The 12,870-nt window shown below is 62.2% G+C and carries 12 protein-coding genes; 6 read left to right on the top strand and 6 right to left on the bottom strand.

The genetic code is table 11. The features are described 5' to 3' along the window. The first annotated feature begins 64 nt into the window (after nt 1-64). Nucleotides 65-1,504: a pyruvate kinase gene (pyk, locus tag O9Z63_RS01350; RefSeq protein ID WP_270127469.1), complete on the top strand. Its 1,440-nt coding sequence runs from the start codon at nt 65-67 to the stop codon at nt 1,502-1,504. 165 nt (nt 1,505-1,669) lie between these two features. On the opposite strand, the gene O9Z63_RS01345 is transcribed toward pyk, so the two are convergent. Both O9Z63_RS01345 and rpsT read right to left on the bottom strand, forming a co-directional pair. Then, nucleotides 1,670-3,166 (bottom strand): T9SS type A sorting domain-containing protein, encoded by a 1,497-nt coding sequence (locus tag O9Z63_RS01345; RefSeq protein ID WP_270127468.1) that lies wholly within the window; start codon nt 3,164-3,166, stop codon nt 1,670-1,672. Between the two features lie 126 nt (nt 3,167-3,292). Then, nucleotides 3,293-3,550, bottom strand: coding sequence for a 30S ribosomal protein S20 (rpsT, locus tag O9Z63_RS01340; protein ID WP_044013973.1), 258 nt, complete (start codon nt 3,548-3,550; stop codon nt 3,293-3,295). A 265-nt stretch (nt 3,551-3,815) separates the two neighbouring features. On the opposite strand from rpsT, the gene O9Z63_RS01335 reads away from it, so the two are divergent. Then, nucleotides 3,816-4,802, top strand: coding sequence for a YheT family hydrolase (locus tag O9Z63_RS01335; RefSeq protein WP_270127466.1), 987 nt, complete (start codon nt 3,816-3,818; stop codon nt 4,800-4,802). 106 nt (nt 4,803-4,908) lie between these two features. Here the strand turns inward: O9Z63_RS01335 and rsmG are convergent, their stop codons facing one another. From rsmG to O9Z63_RS01320, 3 genes are all read right to left on the bottom strand, one after another. Continuing rightward, on the bottom strand, nt 4,909-5,535 hold the full coding sequence (gene rsmG / locus O9Z63_RS01330; RefSeq protein ID WP_270127465.1) for a 16S rRNA (guanine(527)-N(7))-methyltransferase RsmG: 627 nt from the start codon (nt 5,533-5,535) through the stop codon (nt 4,909-4,911). A gap of 212 nt (nt 5,536-5,747) precedes the next feature. Beyond that, nucleotides 5,748-6,365: an RNA polymerase sigma factor gene (locus O9Z63_RS01325; protein WP_187314770.1), complete on the bottom strand. Its 618-nt coding sequence runs from the start codon at nt 6,363-6,365 to the stop codon at nt 5,748-5,750. Beyond that, nucleotides 6,356-7,492 (bottom strand): glycosyltransferase, encoded by a 1,137-nt coding sequence (locus O9Z63_RS01320; RefSeq protein WP_270127462.1) that lies wholly within the window; start codon nt 7,490-7,492, stop codon nt 6,356-6,358. Before O9Z63_RS01320 ends, O9Z63_RS01325 begins: the two co-directional genes overlap by 10 nt. A 148-nt stretch (nt 7,493-7,640) precedes the next feature. Here O9Z63_RS01320 and tgt point away from each other — a divergent pair, with 148 nt between their 5' ends. The 3 genes from tgt to O9Z63_RS01305 all read left to right on the top strand — a co-directional run bounded on the left by tgt (nt 7,641) and on the right by O9Z63_RS01305 (nt 11,143). Continuing rightward, a complete protein-coding gene (gene tgt / locus O9Z63_RS01315) occupies nt 7,641-8,771 on the top strand; it encodes a tRNA guanosine(34) transglycosylase Tgt (RefSeq protein WP_044013980.1) in 1,131 nt (376 codons plus the stop codon). Nucleotides 8,772-8,954: 183 nt separating this feature from the next. Continuing rightward, on the top strand, nt 8,955-10,031 hold the full coding sequence (locus O9Z63_RS01310) for an LptF/LptG family permease (RefSeq protein ID WP_270127460.1): 1,077 nt from the start codon (nt 8,955-8,957) through the stop codon (nt 10,029-10,031). A 173-nt stretch (nt 10,032-10,204) separates the two neighbouring features. Next, on the top strand, nt 10,205-11,143 hold the full coding sequence (locus tag O9Z63_RS01305; protein WP_270127459.1) for a DMT family transporter: 939 nt from the start codon (nt 10,205-10,207) through the stop codon (nt 11,141-11,143). A 110-nt stretch (nt 11,144-11,253) separates the two neighbouring features. Here the strand turns inward: O9Z63_RS01305 and ispE are convergent, their stop codons facing one another. Then, nucleotides 11,254-12,075 carry a 4-(cytidine 5'-diphospho)-2-C-methyl-D-erythritol kinase gene (gene ispE / locus O9Z63_RS01300; RefSeq protein WP_270127458.1) on the bottom strand — a complete coding sequence of 274 codons (822 nt, stop codon included), beginning with the start codon at nt 12,073-12,075 and terminating at the stop codon, nt 11,254-11,256. A 164-nt stretch (nt 12,076-12,239) separates the two neighbouring features. On the opposite strand from ispE, the gene O9Z63_RS01295 reads away from it, so the two are divergent. Beyond that, on the top strand, nt 12,240-12,869 hold the full coding sequence (locus tag O9Z63_RS01295; protein ID WP_270127457.1) for a sugar transferase: 630 nt from the start codon (nt 12,240-12,242) through the stop codon (nt 12,867-12,869). Nucleotide 12,870 lies beyond the last annotated feature (1 nt).

Here is a 12,870-nt window from a genome sequence, read left to right as displayed (position 1 = left end):
GCGGGATGCTTCGCTCCGCTCTGCATGACAGTTTGATTGACCAGCTTTAACCAACACTCCTCCTATGGAACCTCTGCCCCATTTCAATAAAACTAAAATCGTAGCCACGGTTGGCCCGGCCTCCAACACCTACGAGAAGCTCGGCATGCTCATGCGCGAAGGCGTGGACGTATTCCGCCTCAACTTCTCGCACGGCAGCTACGAAGACCACCTGTCGGTTATCAACACGGTGCGCCGCCTCAACAAGGATATGCGCACCAACGTGGGCTTGCTTCAGGATTTGCAGGGCCCCAAAATTCGCCTCGGCGAAGTGGAAGGCGGCGGCGTGGAAATCAAGGCCGGCGACAAGATCAAGCTGGTGTGCGGTGAAAAGGAAATCACCACCGCTACCCGCCTGAGCACCATCTACCTGGGCCTAGCCCGCGACGTGAAGCCCGGCGACATGATCCTCATCGACGACGGCAAGATTGAACTGCGCGTGCTGGCCACCGACCGCGACAAGGAAGTGGACGTGGAAGTGATTTACGGCGGCCTCGTGAAGCCCCGCAAAGGCATCAACCTGCCCGACTCCGAAGTATCGGCCCCGAGCATGACCGAGAAGGACATCGAGGACCTGAAATTCGGCCTGGAAAACGACGTGGACTGGGTGGCGCTGTCGTTTGCGCGCCGCGCCGAAGACATCCGCTTCATCAAGGGCCTGATTGCCGAGAGCGGCAAATCGGCCCGCGTAATTGCCAAGATTGAGACGCCGGAAGGCCTCAAAAACCTCGACGAAATCATTGCCATTACCGACGCCGTGATGGTAGCCCGCGGCGACCTGGGCGTGGAAGTGAAGATGGAAGAGGTGCCGATGGCCCAGAAGCTGATTGTGGAGAAGTGCAACAAGGCCGGCAAGCCCGTCATCGTGGCCACCCAGATGATGGAAAGCATGATTACGGCCCCCCGCCCCACCCGCGCTGAAACCAGCGACGTGGCTAACGCCGTGCTCGACGGCGCCGATGCCGTGATGCTCTCCGCCGAAACGGCCGTGGGTGCGTATCCGGCCGAGGTAATCCGCTCGATGGTGGGCACGATTATGAGCGTGGAAACCCGCCGCGAGTCGCTCTACCACCGCTGGCACCCTATCTCGCCCGAGTCGCCGACGTTCATGGTCGACAGCGTGCTGTCGGCGGCCTGCCACCTGGCCAAAAACACGGGCGCCAAAGCCATTACTGGCATGACGCACCGCGGCTACACGGCCTTCCAGATTGCCAAATACCGCCCCAAAGCCAACATCTTCATCTTCACCGACAACCGCTCCCTACTCACGACCCTGAGCCTGATCTGGGGCGTGCGCGGCTTCTACTACGACCGGATGGTGAGCACCGACAGCTCGGTTTCGGACATCAAGTATGCCCTGACCGCCACCGGCAACCTCAACAAAGGCGACGTATTCATTAACACCGCCTCCATGCCCATCAACGAGAAGGGCAAGACCAACATGGTGAAAGTAAGCGTAGCCTAACGCTGATGTAGCACAGGCTTCAGCCTGTGCCGCACAACACACGAAAAAGCCCGCTGGAAGCAATTCCAGCGGGCTTTTGGTTTTAGCACTCAGTATAGAGTATTGAAGCAAGCATCAAGCACCTCGGTACTCACTACTCACGCACGGCACAGACTGAAGCCTAGGCTACTGTTCCAGCTGCAGGCGCAGGTGCTGCGGCAGCTCGCCGGCAGCCTGCACCTCCACTACGTACATGCCGGCCACCAGGGCCTGCAGGGGCAGCACCGTAGTGGTCTGGCCGGCGGCCAACGGCCAGCAGCCAGCCGTGCGCCCCAGCGCGTCGAGAAGGCGCACGGTGGTAGTGGTGCGGGCCGGACCGGCCAGCGTGAGCGTGGCGCTGCTGCCCGCGGGGTTCGGGTAGAGCTGGAACGTGGCCGCCGGCCGCGCCGCCGTGGTGGGCAGCAGCGTGGCGAAATCGGTGCGGGAGCCGCAGGTTTGCACGGTGCCGCTGCTGGTGCGGCGGGTGTAGATGAGCCGGTATTCCAGCTCACTCACGAAGCCCACGCCCGGTGCGCTCAGAGTTTGCTGATTCAGGGCATCCAGCCCCGGCGTATAGCCAATACCGCTACGGTTGTACAGCACCTCCATCTGCAGCACCGCGGGCCCACCACAGGCGCTGCCTAGCCGGTTGCTTACGACCGGGTAGCCCATGAGTACCGTGTTAAAGGGCAGCTGCTGGTAAGCGTAGGACAGTAATGGGGCGCGCAACGGGCTCAGCCGGTCGAGGCTGCTGCCGCGCCACTGCCCGGTGCGCAGCGAGGCCGACAGGCGCACCCTCGATACCGGCGAAACAACAGTACCGCTCCGTGAGCAGCCCGGCGCGCCATTGTACACCGTTCGGCTTTGCTCCTGGCAGATGTACGTCAGGCTGTCGGCCGTGAGCTGGCGCGTAAGCACGCGGCGCAGCACAGTGCCGCTGCCGCACCCGATTGGGTTGCTGGTGAACTGCGTGTATTGGTACCCCAATTCATCCCCTGGCTGCAGATCCAGCAGCGTGAGCGGGTTGTAGTAGCTGAGGCCCGCGGGTGCGGGACGGCGGGCCAGCGTGAGTTGCCGGGCACCGGGCACCCCAAACCGCAAATTCACCGGTCCCGACACCAAGCCGTTGTTTTTGCTCAGCACGATCAGTACGCCGGGATTATTGCCGGCCCGGAATGTAGCCACGGAATCCTGCACGCCATCCAGCAGCATCGTACCGCGCGACACCAGCGTGGTGGTCAGGCCATAATCAGTGAAAAAGCTACTCCACGTATCGCCCACGCGGGCAAACGGCTTCAACACCAAAGCACAGCTGAGAATAAAGCCGGTATCGGGGCCGCCGTCCCAGAACAGCACGTAGGTGCGCGTGGCAGGCGTGTAGCGCAGCTGCTGCCCGAACTGGTTGTTGCGGGCCTTCTGCCAGGCAAAGCTGCCCGCACGCCGCATGATGCGGTTGAAGTAGTACACCGAGTCAGAGTCGCGCACGCCGGCCGAGTCGAGGCGCAACGTCAGGACGGTGTCGGCGGCGGCGTTGCGGAAGGCGTGCACGTCGCCGTTGGGCCGGAAGGGCCGCCAGTTCTGGGCGGCGGCGGGCAAGGCCGTGAGGCTGCTCAGGAGCAGCAATAAACAGTACAGTTGTTTCATATAGGCGTAGAAAAGGATATGACTGCCAAAAGATAGGAAATAAACCATACGCCCGAAACACGAGAAGGCCCCGCGCTTGCGCACGGGGCCTTCTCTATCAAAAGAGCAGAAAGTTACTGGTGCTGCTTAGGCGGCCAGCGACTTCACGAACTTAGCCAGCTTCGACTTGTTGTTGGCGGCTTTGTTCTTGTGGATGATGTTCTTTTTGGCCAGGCGGTCCAGCATCGACGATACTTTCTTCAGCAGCTCCTGAGCGGCCGAAGCATCGGTGGTGGCGCGCAGCTTCTTAACAGCTGTGCGGGTAGATTTTGCCTGGTAACGGTTCAGCACGCGCTTAGCTTCGTTGGAACGGATGCGCTTGAGGGCTGACTTGTGATTTGCCATGAGTAGGAGAAATGAACGTTCTGCTCGGTTTCAATTCGGATTGGGTGGGCAAAGGTAAGGGTTTGGATGGAAAGTCCAAACCGTCAGCCAGGAATTTGCCGCGTCGCCGCCGATTAATCTTGCCGGCGGAGCTGCGTGGGGCATCCCGTTTACCGAACTTTATTTCCGGAATGGGGTTGACAATCGCGCCAGAAGCACTAAATTCTGTACAGATCTGCCGGGCATCCTACCAACCACACCGCACCTTAGTTAGCCGCCCTCGCCCATGCCACTCATTGCCGACTCCCGCTATCAGCCGCCGTTCTACATGTTCAACGGCCACCTGCAAACCATTGTGCCCAGCCTGTGGCGCGAAGTACCGGAAGTGCACTACCAGCGTGAGCGGGTGGAAACGCCCGATGGCGACTTCCTAGACCTCGACTGGTCGTGGCGGCAGCCGCAGGCTCCGGCCGATACGCTCTGCATCGTGTCGCACGGGCTGGAGGGCGACGCCTCCCGGCCCTACGTGCGCGGCATGGTGCGCGCCCTCAACCAGGCGGGTTTCGACGCGCTGGCCTGGAACTACCGCAGCTGCAGCGGCGAAATGAACCGCCTGCTTCGCTCCTACCACCTCGGCGACACCGACGACCTCGACTTTGTGGTGCGCCACGCCCTGGCCACTGGCCGCTACCAGCGCATCTTCCTGACCGGCTTTTCGGCCGGTGGCAACGTCACGCTCAAGTACCTGGGCGAAAACCCGGCGCGGGTGCCGGCCGAGGTGGAGCGCGCCGCCGTGTTTTCGGTGCCCACCGACCTCAAGGCCAGCTCCTACCACATTGCCCGCCTCGAAAACCGCGTGTACCTCAACCGCTTTCTGAAGACGCTGCGTGAGAAGATGCGCCAAAAAGCGGCTCTGCTACCCGACCAGATCGACCTCACCGACCTCGACCAGCTCCAGGATTTCCCGCAGTTCGACGACCGGTTCACGGCCCCAATGCACGGCTTCAAGTCGGCGGAGGACTACTACGAGCACGCCAGCTCCGGCCGCTACCTGAGCGGCATCCGCATCCCCACGCTGCTCGTGAATGCCGAAAACGACCCGTTTCTGCCCGCCAGCTGCTTCCCGCGCGACGTGGCCGCCCGCAGCGAGTTCGTATTCCTGGAAACACCCTCCGACGGCGGCCACGTGGGCTTCGGCGAAGGCACGCCCGATGGCGAGTACTACTCCGAGCGCCGCGCCGTGGAGTTTCTCACGGCTGAAGTGCCGGCATAGCACCACGCAGTCCGGGCCAGCAATACAAAGCCCTCCGGCAGCGGGTACGTCCCGACGCCGGAGGGCTTTTTGTCAACTCACCTTGCTGGCAACTTGTGGGGCTTCTTTACCGGCCGGATGGCACCACTACCACCTTCTTGGTTTCAAAGAAACTCTCGGTGTAGAAGTCGCTCAGGTCGTGGATGGTGGCTTTCAGGCCCGATTCCTCGATTTCCTCGGTCAGGTCGCCACCTTTGAGGTAGTAGAGGCCGCTGTTGGGCGCGGCTTCGTGCTGGGGCTTGTAGCGGTGCGCAATCCAGGTGTGGAAGGTGGCCAGGCGCGCCACGGCGCGGCTCACTACGTAGTCATATTTGGGGCGCAGCTGCTCGGCGCGGGTCTGCTCGGCCGTGACGTTGGTCAGGTTGAGGGCGCGGGCCATTTCCTGCACCGCGTGAATCTTCTTGCCGATGCTGTCGACCAAGTGAAATTTCACTTCCGGAAACAGGATGGCCAGCGGCAGGCCCGGCAGGCCCCCGCCCGTGCCCACATCCAGCACCGACGAGCCGGGCGCAAACTCCACCACCTTGGCAATGCCCAGCGAGTGCAGAAAATGCCGCTCGGCCAGGTTATCGACGTCGGTGCGGGCTACCAGGTTGAGCCGCTCGTTCCAGCCCCGAAACTCGGTATCGAGTTGGCTGAACAGCTGGCGCTGGTGGTCGGTGAGGTGCGGGAAGTAGTGGTGAAGGATGTGCATAGTGGGGCAAAGGTAGCAGCTCTTAGCACGTCATGCTGAGCGAAGGCGCAGCCGTAGTCGAAGCATCTCGCTAGTGTGGTAAACCTCATTTACTTTGGCAACGTCAGCACGCGAGATGCTTAGACTACGGCTGCGCCTTCGCTCGGCATGACGTACCGATTATGATAATCGGCAGGCACAAAAAAGCCCCGACCTGCGTCGGGGCTTTTTCACTAGATGATTTCCTTTTTGTTTTTCACCATGTCGAAGAGCAGCTCGCGGGCGCGGTGCAGCTGGGCTTTCACAGTGCCGAGGGGCGCTTTCAGCTCCTGCGCAATTTCCTCGTAGCTCAGCTCATCGAAGTAGCGCAGCGTCACGAGGCGCTGGTACTTGTCGGGCAGCCGCGATACCACGTGCTGCATGATTTCGATTTTCTGATTCTTGATGGTCGTCTCCTGCGGGTTCAGGTTCTGGTCGCGGAAGTCGATGGTGATTTCGTCGCCGTTGTCAATCTTGATGGCCGAGTCGATGGACATCGTCTTGATTTTATTCTTGCGGATAAAATCAATGCAGTTGTTGGTGGCAATGCGGAACAACCAAGTGCTGAAGGCAAACTCCGGGTTGAACTTGTGCAGGTTGCGGAAGGCCTTGGCGAAGGCTTCGATGGTAAGGTCGTCGGCGTCGTCGGGGTTGCGCACCATCTTCAGCACCACATGATACACCGGCTTCTTGTAAATCTGCATCAGCTCGGCGTAGGCCTTTTCGTCGCCGTTTTCCACGGCGGCGCGAATCAGCTTGAAGTCGTGCTTGGCTTTAGCAGAGAATTGTTTTTCCTGATTATTTACTTCCATCGGAGGTTGCGGTAGAGGAACAGCGACATTCCTAAAGCGAGATAATAAAAAAAGTAGACAACGTCCAGCACCGGCAGCAGCGCCACCGGCAAAGGGTCGTCGAGGCGCCGGCTCAGACGCTGGTAGGTGGCACATACCAGCCCGGTGCGCGCCACCCATAGGCCGGCCAAAGGTATCCAATCGGCCCGGGAAAACAGCAACGCTAAGCTAACCGCGTAAAAAAGCAGATTGCTTCCGATAAAGTTTCCTATCCGCAGCCGGTCGGCGAGGCGGTAGCTGCGGCCGGCCGACAGATGCCGCCGTTTCTGCCGCCACCAGCCGCCCCAGGTGCCAGCCGGCTCGCTGAGCGTATGCGCGGCCGGCTCGGCCACTACGGCCACCCGTGCCCCCTGCGCCACGGCATCCTGCACCAGCAGGTCGTCGTCGCCGGACAGGCTCCGGATGTGTGAAGCAAAGCCTTTGGTGGAGGTGAATACTGCACGCGTGTACGCCAGGTTGCGCCCGACGCCCATGTAGGGTTGGCCGCGCCACGCAAACGACAGATACTGCGCGCCGGTCAGCAGGGTTTCAAAGCGCACCAGCTTATTGAGAAACCCGGGCTCGGTGGCGTAGGCCGAGTAGCCTAGTACCATGTCGGCGGGTTGCCGGAAGCCGGCGGCCAGGTGCTGCACCCACTGGTTGGTGGCCGGAATGCAGTCGGCATCGGTGAAGAGAAGCTGCGGGTGGCGGGCCGCCTTGATGCCCAGCGTGAGGGCGTACTTTTTGGGCGACAAGCCGTCAGGCGTGCGGCCGATGGTGACGAGGCGGAAGTTGGGGTAGTACTGGCTGAGCTGCTGGGCGTAGAGGTAGGTATCGTCGTCCGACCGGTCGTCGATGAGCACGATTTCCAGGTCGGCGGGATACTCCTGGCGCAGCAGCAGCGGCAGCAGGCGGCGCAGGTTGTCCAGCTCGTTGTGGGCACACACCAGCACCGACACCGGTTCGGCCCCGGCCTCGGTGGGCGCGGGCTCGGGCGGGCGGGTTGCGAAAGGCCAGAAGTAGTAGGCGGCGTAGTAGAGCTGCACCAGCACCGTGGCCAGCAGCAGCCAGATGGCCGGGGAGAAACTCAACAACAAAACGGACAGCATGAATTAGCCTGCAAAAGTAGGCATTCGGGGTGGGTGGAGTACCTTTGTAGCTGAGAAGCTACAAGTCGCAGGCTGCAAGCTGCGAGCTGACGCGTAGGCGTGAGCTTGTAGCCGGCAGCTTGTAGCTTGTGGCTTATAGCTTTTCCGCATGACCTTCGACTTAGTAACGCAAGACCCGCACACCAAAGCCCGCGCCGGGGTGGTGCACACGGCGCACGGCGCCATCGAAACTCCCATTTTCATGCCCGTCGGGACGGCCGGCACTGTGAAGGCCGTGCAGCAGCGCGACCTCAAGGACGAGGTGCAGGCCCAGATCATCCTCGGCAACACCTACCACCTCTACCTGCGCCCCGGCCTCGACGTGCTCAGCAAAGCCGGCGGCCTGCACAAGTTCAACGGCTGGGACCGGCCCATCCTCACCGACTCGGGCGGCTACCAGGTGTACTCGCTTTCGGGCACGCGCAAGATCAAGGAGGAGGGCGTGAAGTTCCGCTCCCACATCGACGGCTCGCAGCACCTGTTCTCGCCCGAGGGCGTGATGGACATCCAGCGCACTATCGGGGCCGACATCATCATGGCCTTCGACGAGTGCACGCCCTGGCCCTGCGAGTACGACTACGCCGCCCGCTCCCTCGACATGACGCACCGCTGGCTGAAGCGCTGCATTGCGCGCTTCGACAGCACCGAGGGCCACTACGGCTACCAGCAGACCCTGTTCCCGATTGTGCAGGGCTCCACGTTCAAGGACCTGCGCGTGCGCTCGGCCGAGTTCATTGCCGAGCAGGGGCGCGAGGGCAACGCCATTGGCGGTTTGAGCGTGGGCGAGCCGGCCGAGATGATGTATGAGATGACCGAAATCGTCTGCGACATTCTGCCCAAAGACAAGCCGCGCTACCTGATGGGCGTGGGCACGCCAGCCAATATTCTGGAAAACATTGCGTTGGGCGTAGACATGTTCGACTGCGTGATGCCGACCCGTAACGCCCGCAATGGCATGCTGTTCACCACCCAGGGCATCATGAACGTCACCAACAAGAAATGGGAGCAGGACTTCTCGCCTATTGACGCCGAGCTGGGCGGCCACGTCAGCACGTTTTACTCGCGTAGCTATCTGCGGCACCTGTTCCAGAGCAAGGAAATGCTGGGCCCGCAGCTGGCCTCCATCCACAACCTGAGCTTCTACCTGTGGCTGGTGAAGCAGGCTCGGGAGCAGATCCTGGCCGGCACCTTCCGCGAGTGGAAGGAGAAGATGGTGAAGCAGGTGATGACGCGGCTGTAAATCGCTGATTTGCGCTGATTAGTCGTGATTTCGCTGATTTTCGCCTTTTGACAGTTGCATGGCCGCAACAGCTAGCTTCCTTCTTACCCTTGTCGATTCCTGCGTTTTCGCTGATTTTGCGAATCGACATTTCCACTTCCCAAATCAGCGAAATCACGGTTAATCGGCGCGAATCAGCGATTTATGCGAATTCTCGATAAATACATTCTGCAGAAATTCCTCACGGCCTTCTTCTTCACGGTGGTGGTGCTGGTGATGGTGATTTGCGTGATTGACTTCACGGAGAAGAACGACGACTTCATCCAGCACAACCTGGGCGCCAAGCAGATTATCCTGGAGTATTACGTGAACCTGTTTCCGTACTACGCCAACCTGCTCTCCCCTATCACGGTGTTTATTGCGGTGGTGTTCGTGACGGCTCAGCTGGCGGCGCGCACCGAAATCGTGGCCATTCTGGCGTCGGGCGTGAGCTTCAAGCGGCTGCTGGTGCCTTACCTGATGGGCAGCTTTGTGCTGGGCGTGGCCACCATTGCCCTCACCGGCTGGATCATTCCGTACGCCAACAAGACGCGGGTGGAGTTTGAGCGCAAGTACGTCAAGAACCCCTACCGCTTCAAGGGGCGCGACGTGCACATGAAGATCGGGCCGAGCACCTACGCCTTCATGGAGAGCTATGACAACGTCAACAACATCGGCTACAAGTTTGCGCTCGAAACCATTGAGGGCACGCTGCTCAAGCGCCGCATGACGGCCGAGGCCATCACCTGGGACTCGACGAAGCGGGCCTGGCGCCTCACGCCGCAGCTGGTGCGCACGTTTCGGGGGCAGAAGGAGACACTGCTGGCGCTGCCCGCCCGCGACACCACGCTCAACCTCTACCCCAAAGACTTCGCCAGCACCTACCGCCTGAGCGAAACCATGACGCTGCCCGAGCTGAACCGCTACATCCAGCAGAAGATAGACCGCGGCTCCGACGACACCCAGGTATATCTGAGCGAGAAATACGAGCGGTACGCCTACCCCTACGCCATCTTCATCCTCACCGTCATCGGCGTGATTATGAGTGCGCGCAAGAGCCGCGCCGGCGTGGGTGGGCAGATTGCGCTGGGCTTCGTGCTGGCGTTTGTGTTCATCATCTTCGTGATTCTGAGCCGCAACCTGGCGGCCGTGGGCACCCTGTCGCCGCTGCTCGCCGCCTGGATTCCCAGCATCCTTTTCACCGCCGTCGGGGTGGTGCTCTACCGGGTGGTGCCGCGCTAAGTGGTGGGTTTTGGGATGGTGGATTGGTGGAGTACCTCTATCATCCCGCGCTTGCGAAGGCCCCCTATAATAGCAGCACAATCGACAAAGGAGAAGTTTCGCTAATCTTTAATCTGCTGCTGGCCGTTGCGTCCCTTCTAATCCACCACCCCGCCACCCCACTAATCCACCACATGCTAAAAGACTACCTCCGCCTGCATTTCATTGTCCTGCTCTGGGGCTTCACGGCCATTCTGGGCAAGCTGATATCGGTGCCGCCGGTGGAGCTGGTGTTCTGGCGCACGCTGCTGGCGGCCTCGGGGCTGGCGGTGCTGCTGGTGGCGCGGCGGCAGCCCTGGCGCGTGGCCGGCCGCGAGGCGCTGAAGATGCTGGGTATTGGGACGCTGGTGGCGGCCCACTGGATTACGTTTTTCCTGGCCGCACGCCTGTCTTCGGTGAGTGTGTGTTTGGCCGGGCTGGCTACGCTGGCCCTCTGGACCTCGCTGCTGGAGCCGCTGGTGCTGTGGCGGCGGGTGCGCCTGTATGAAGTCGGGCTGGGCTTGCTGACGATGGTGGGGCTGTATCTGGTGTCGCAGGCCGAGCTGGACCAGATGGCGGGCTTGCTGGTGGCTATTCTGTCGGCGGGGCTGTCGGCGCTGTTCAGCGTGCTCAACTCCAAGCTGGTGAAGCGCCACACCCCGTTTCAGCTCACGCTCTACGAAATGACGGGCGCCTGCCTGAGCATCGTGCTGTTTATGCCCCTCTACAGCCGCTACTTCACCGACGGCCAGGGCCTGCAGCTGGGTTTGCAGGGCCTCGACTGGCTGTGGCTGCTACTGCTGGCCGGCGTGTGCACGGTGTATGCGTTTTCCACGTCGGTGGAGCTGATGAAGCGCATTTCGGCCTTCGTCGTGAACCTAACCATCAACCTGGAGCCGGTGTACGGCATTCTGCTGGCCGTGCTGATGTACACGTTGCGCATCCCGGGCTTCGGGCAGGAAAAGCTATCCACCGGCTTCTACCTGGGCACCGTGGTCATCCTGCTCAGCGTGCTCATCCACCCCGTCCTCGACCAATGGATGAAGCGCCGCCAGCGCAAAGCTGAAGCCGCCGAGGTGTTGGTGGGCAAGTAGCCCGGCAGTAGCATAATCGTAGCGCGAACTTTGTAGTTCGCGTCCCCGCGCCGTTTCAACGAAGCTACCGGCGCGGGGACGCGAACTACAAAGTTCGCGCTACTGCTGTACTACAGCCGCCCGCGCCACACCTGATACTCCGCTGGCAGCTCCAGGAGCGGCGGCAGCTCCAGGCCCGGAAACAGGCCGTACACGGCCGAGCCGGAGCCCGACAGGCTGGCGTAGGCGGCTCCGGCAGCATAGAGCTGGGCTTTGATGTCGCCGAGCACGGGGTACACCGGCGTCAGGGCGTCCTCGAAGTCGTTGCTGACGGTGTCGCGCCAGGTGCTGAGGGGCTGGGCGAGGGCCGTACGCAGGTCGTGGCGCGGGGTGCGGGGCTGCACGCGGCCATACGCTTCGGCGGTGCTGATGTGCAGGCCGGGGTACACTACCAGACAGGCCATGCCGGTCAGGTCCAGCGAAACGGGCTCGAAGACGTCGCCTTTCTCGTAGGCGAAAACCGGCTTGTTTTCAATGAAAAACGCGCAGTCGGAGCCCAACCGGCGGGCGTAGCTTTCCAGGGTTTCGGCGGGCAGGTTCAGCGTAAACTGCTCGTTGAGGGCCCACAGCGCAAACGCGGCATCGGCCGAGCCGCCGCCCAGCCCGGCCCCGATGGGCACCACCTTGTGCAGGTGCAGCTGCACGGGCGGCAGGTCGAAATCGGCCTGCAGTAGCTCGTAGGCCCGCACGCAGAGGTTGGTGGCCGGGTCGCCGGGGATGGGCAGGCCGGTGAGCGTCAGGGCCGTGTCGGCGCCGGCCGGGGCGGGCAGCACCTCCAGCGCATCCGTCCAGGGCAGCGGCACAAACACCGATTCGAGGTTGCGGAAGCCGTCGGGCCGCTGGCCGGTGATGTACAGGCCCAGGTTGAGTTTGGCGTTCGGAAAAACGAGCATGGCGCAAATGTAGTGCTAGCTTTGCGGATGCGGCGGCCCACGCAGCCGGCATTTTTTCTGTTGCAAGCACTGCCCGCACCGCCATTTTTTCGTTAGTTGAGCTGCCCCCGGCCAAAGGAGCCGACCACTGCCGTTTCACAAACCACTCTCCCCGCTGCCCGCGTATGTCTCTTGCCGCCACCTGGTACCGCCGCTGGGGCAAGCGCACGTTGGACGTAGCGCTGGCCGGGCCGCTGCTGCTGCTGGCGCTGCCGCTGCTGTTGCCTGTGGCACTGGCGCTGGTCGCCCAGAACGGCGGGCCGTGGCTGTTCCGGCAGGCGCGCCCCGGCCGGCACGGGCAGCTCTTCACGCTCTACAAGCTCCAGACCATGACCTCCACCCGCGACGCCCACGGCCAGCTGCTGCCCGATGCCGCGCGCCTGCCGCGCCTGGGCCGCTGGGTGCGCGCCACCAGCCTCGATGAGCTGCCCCAGCTCTGGAACGTGCTGCGCGGCCACCTCAGCCTGATCGGGCCCCGGCCGCTGCTGCCCGAGTACCTGCCGCTATACTCCGCCACGCAGGCCCGCCGCCACGAGGTACGGCCCGGCATCACGGGCTGGGCCCAGGTGAACGGCCGCAACGCCATCAGCTGGGAGCAGAAGTTTCTGTACGACGTCTGGTACGTCGATAACCTCAGCCTGGGCCTCGACCTGCGGATTCTGCTGCGCACGGCCGGGCGCGTGCTGGGTGCCCAGGGCATCACGGCGGCCGGCCAGGCTACCACCGAAGCCTTCCAGGGCTCTTCTTCCGTCTGAT

It is taken from the genome of Hymenobacter yonginensis (assembly GCF_027625995.1).
In the GTDB taxonomy this organism is placed as follows: Bacteria; Bacteroidota; Bacteroidia; order Cytophagales; family Hymenobacteraceae; genus Hymenobacter; species Hymenobacter yonginensis.
This window is presented reverse-complemented; position numbering and strand designations above follow the sequence as displayed.

Bases quoted from the DNA above. Each gene is read 5' to 3' on its own strand.
- O9Z63_RS01295 (WP_270127457.1), top strand. From the start codon at position 12,240: ATGTCTCTTGCCGCCACCTGGTACCGCCGCTGGGGCAAGCGCACGTTG.
- O9Z63_RS01320 (WP_270127462.1), bottom strand. From the start codon at position 7,492: ATGCTGTCCGTTTTGTTGTTGAGTTTCTCCCCGGCCATCTGGCTGCTG.
- rpsT (WP_044013973.1), bottom strand. From the start codon at position 3,550: ATGGCAAATCACAAGTCAGCCCTCAAGCGCATCCGTTCCAACGAAGCT.
- rsmG (WP_270127465.1), bottom strand. From the start codon at position 5,535: ATGCACATCCTTCACCACTACTTCCCGCACCTCACCGACCACCAGCGC.
- O9Z63_RS01335 (WP_270127466.1), top strand. From the start codon at position 3,816: ATGCCACTCATTGCCGACTCCCGCTATCAGCCGCCGTTCTACATGTTC.
- ispE (WP_270127458.1), bottom strand. From the start codon at position 12,075: ATGCTCGTTTTTCCGAACGCCAAACTCAACCTGGGCCTGTACATCACC.
- O9Z63_RS01345 (WP_270127468.1), bottom strand. From the start codon at position 3,166: ATGAAACAACTGTACTGTTTATTGCTGCTCCTGAGCAGCCTCACGGCC.
- pyk (WP_270127469.1), top strand. From the start codon at position 65: ATGGAACCTCTGCCCCATTTCAATAAAACTAAAATCGTAGCCACGGTT.
- O9Z63_RS01305 (WP_270127459.1), top strand. From the start codon at position 10,205: ATGCTAAAAGACTACCTCCGCCTGCATTTCATTGTCCTGCTCTGGGGC.
- tgt (WP_044013980.1), top strand. From the start codon at position 7,641: ATGACCTTCGACTTAGTAACGCAAGACCCGCACACCAAAGCCCGCGCC.
- O9Z63_RS01310 (WP_270127460.1), top strand. From the start codon at position 8,955: ATGCGAATTCTCGATAAATACATTCTGCAGAAATTCCTCACGGCCTTC.
- O9Z63_RS01325 (WP_187314770.1), bottom strand. From the start codon at position 6,365: ATGGAAGTAAATAATCAGGAAAAACAATTCTCTGCTAAAGCCAAGCAC.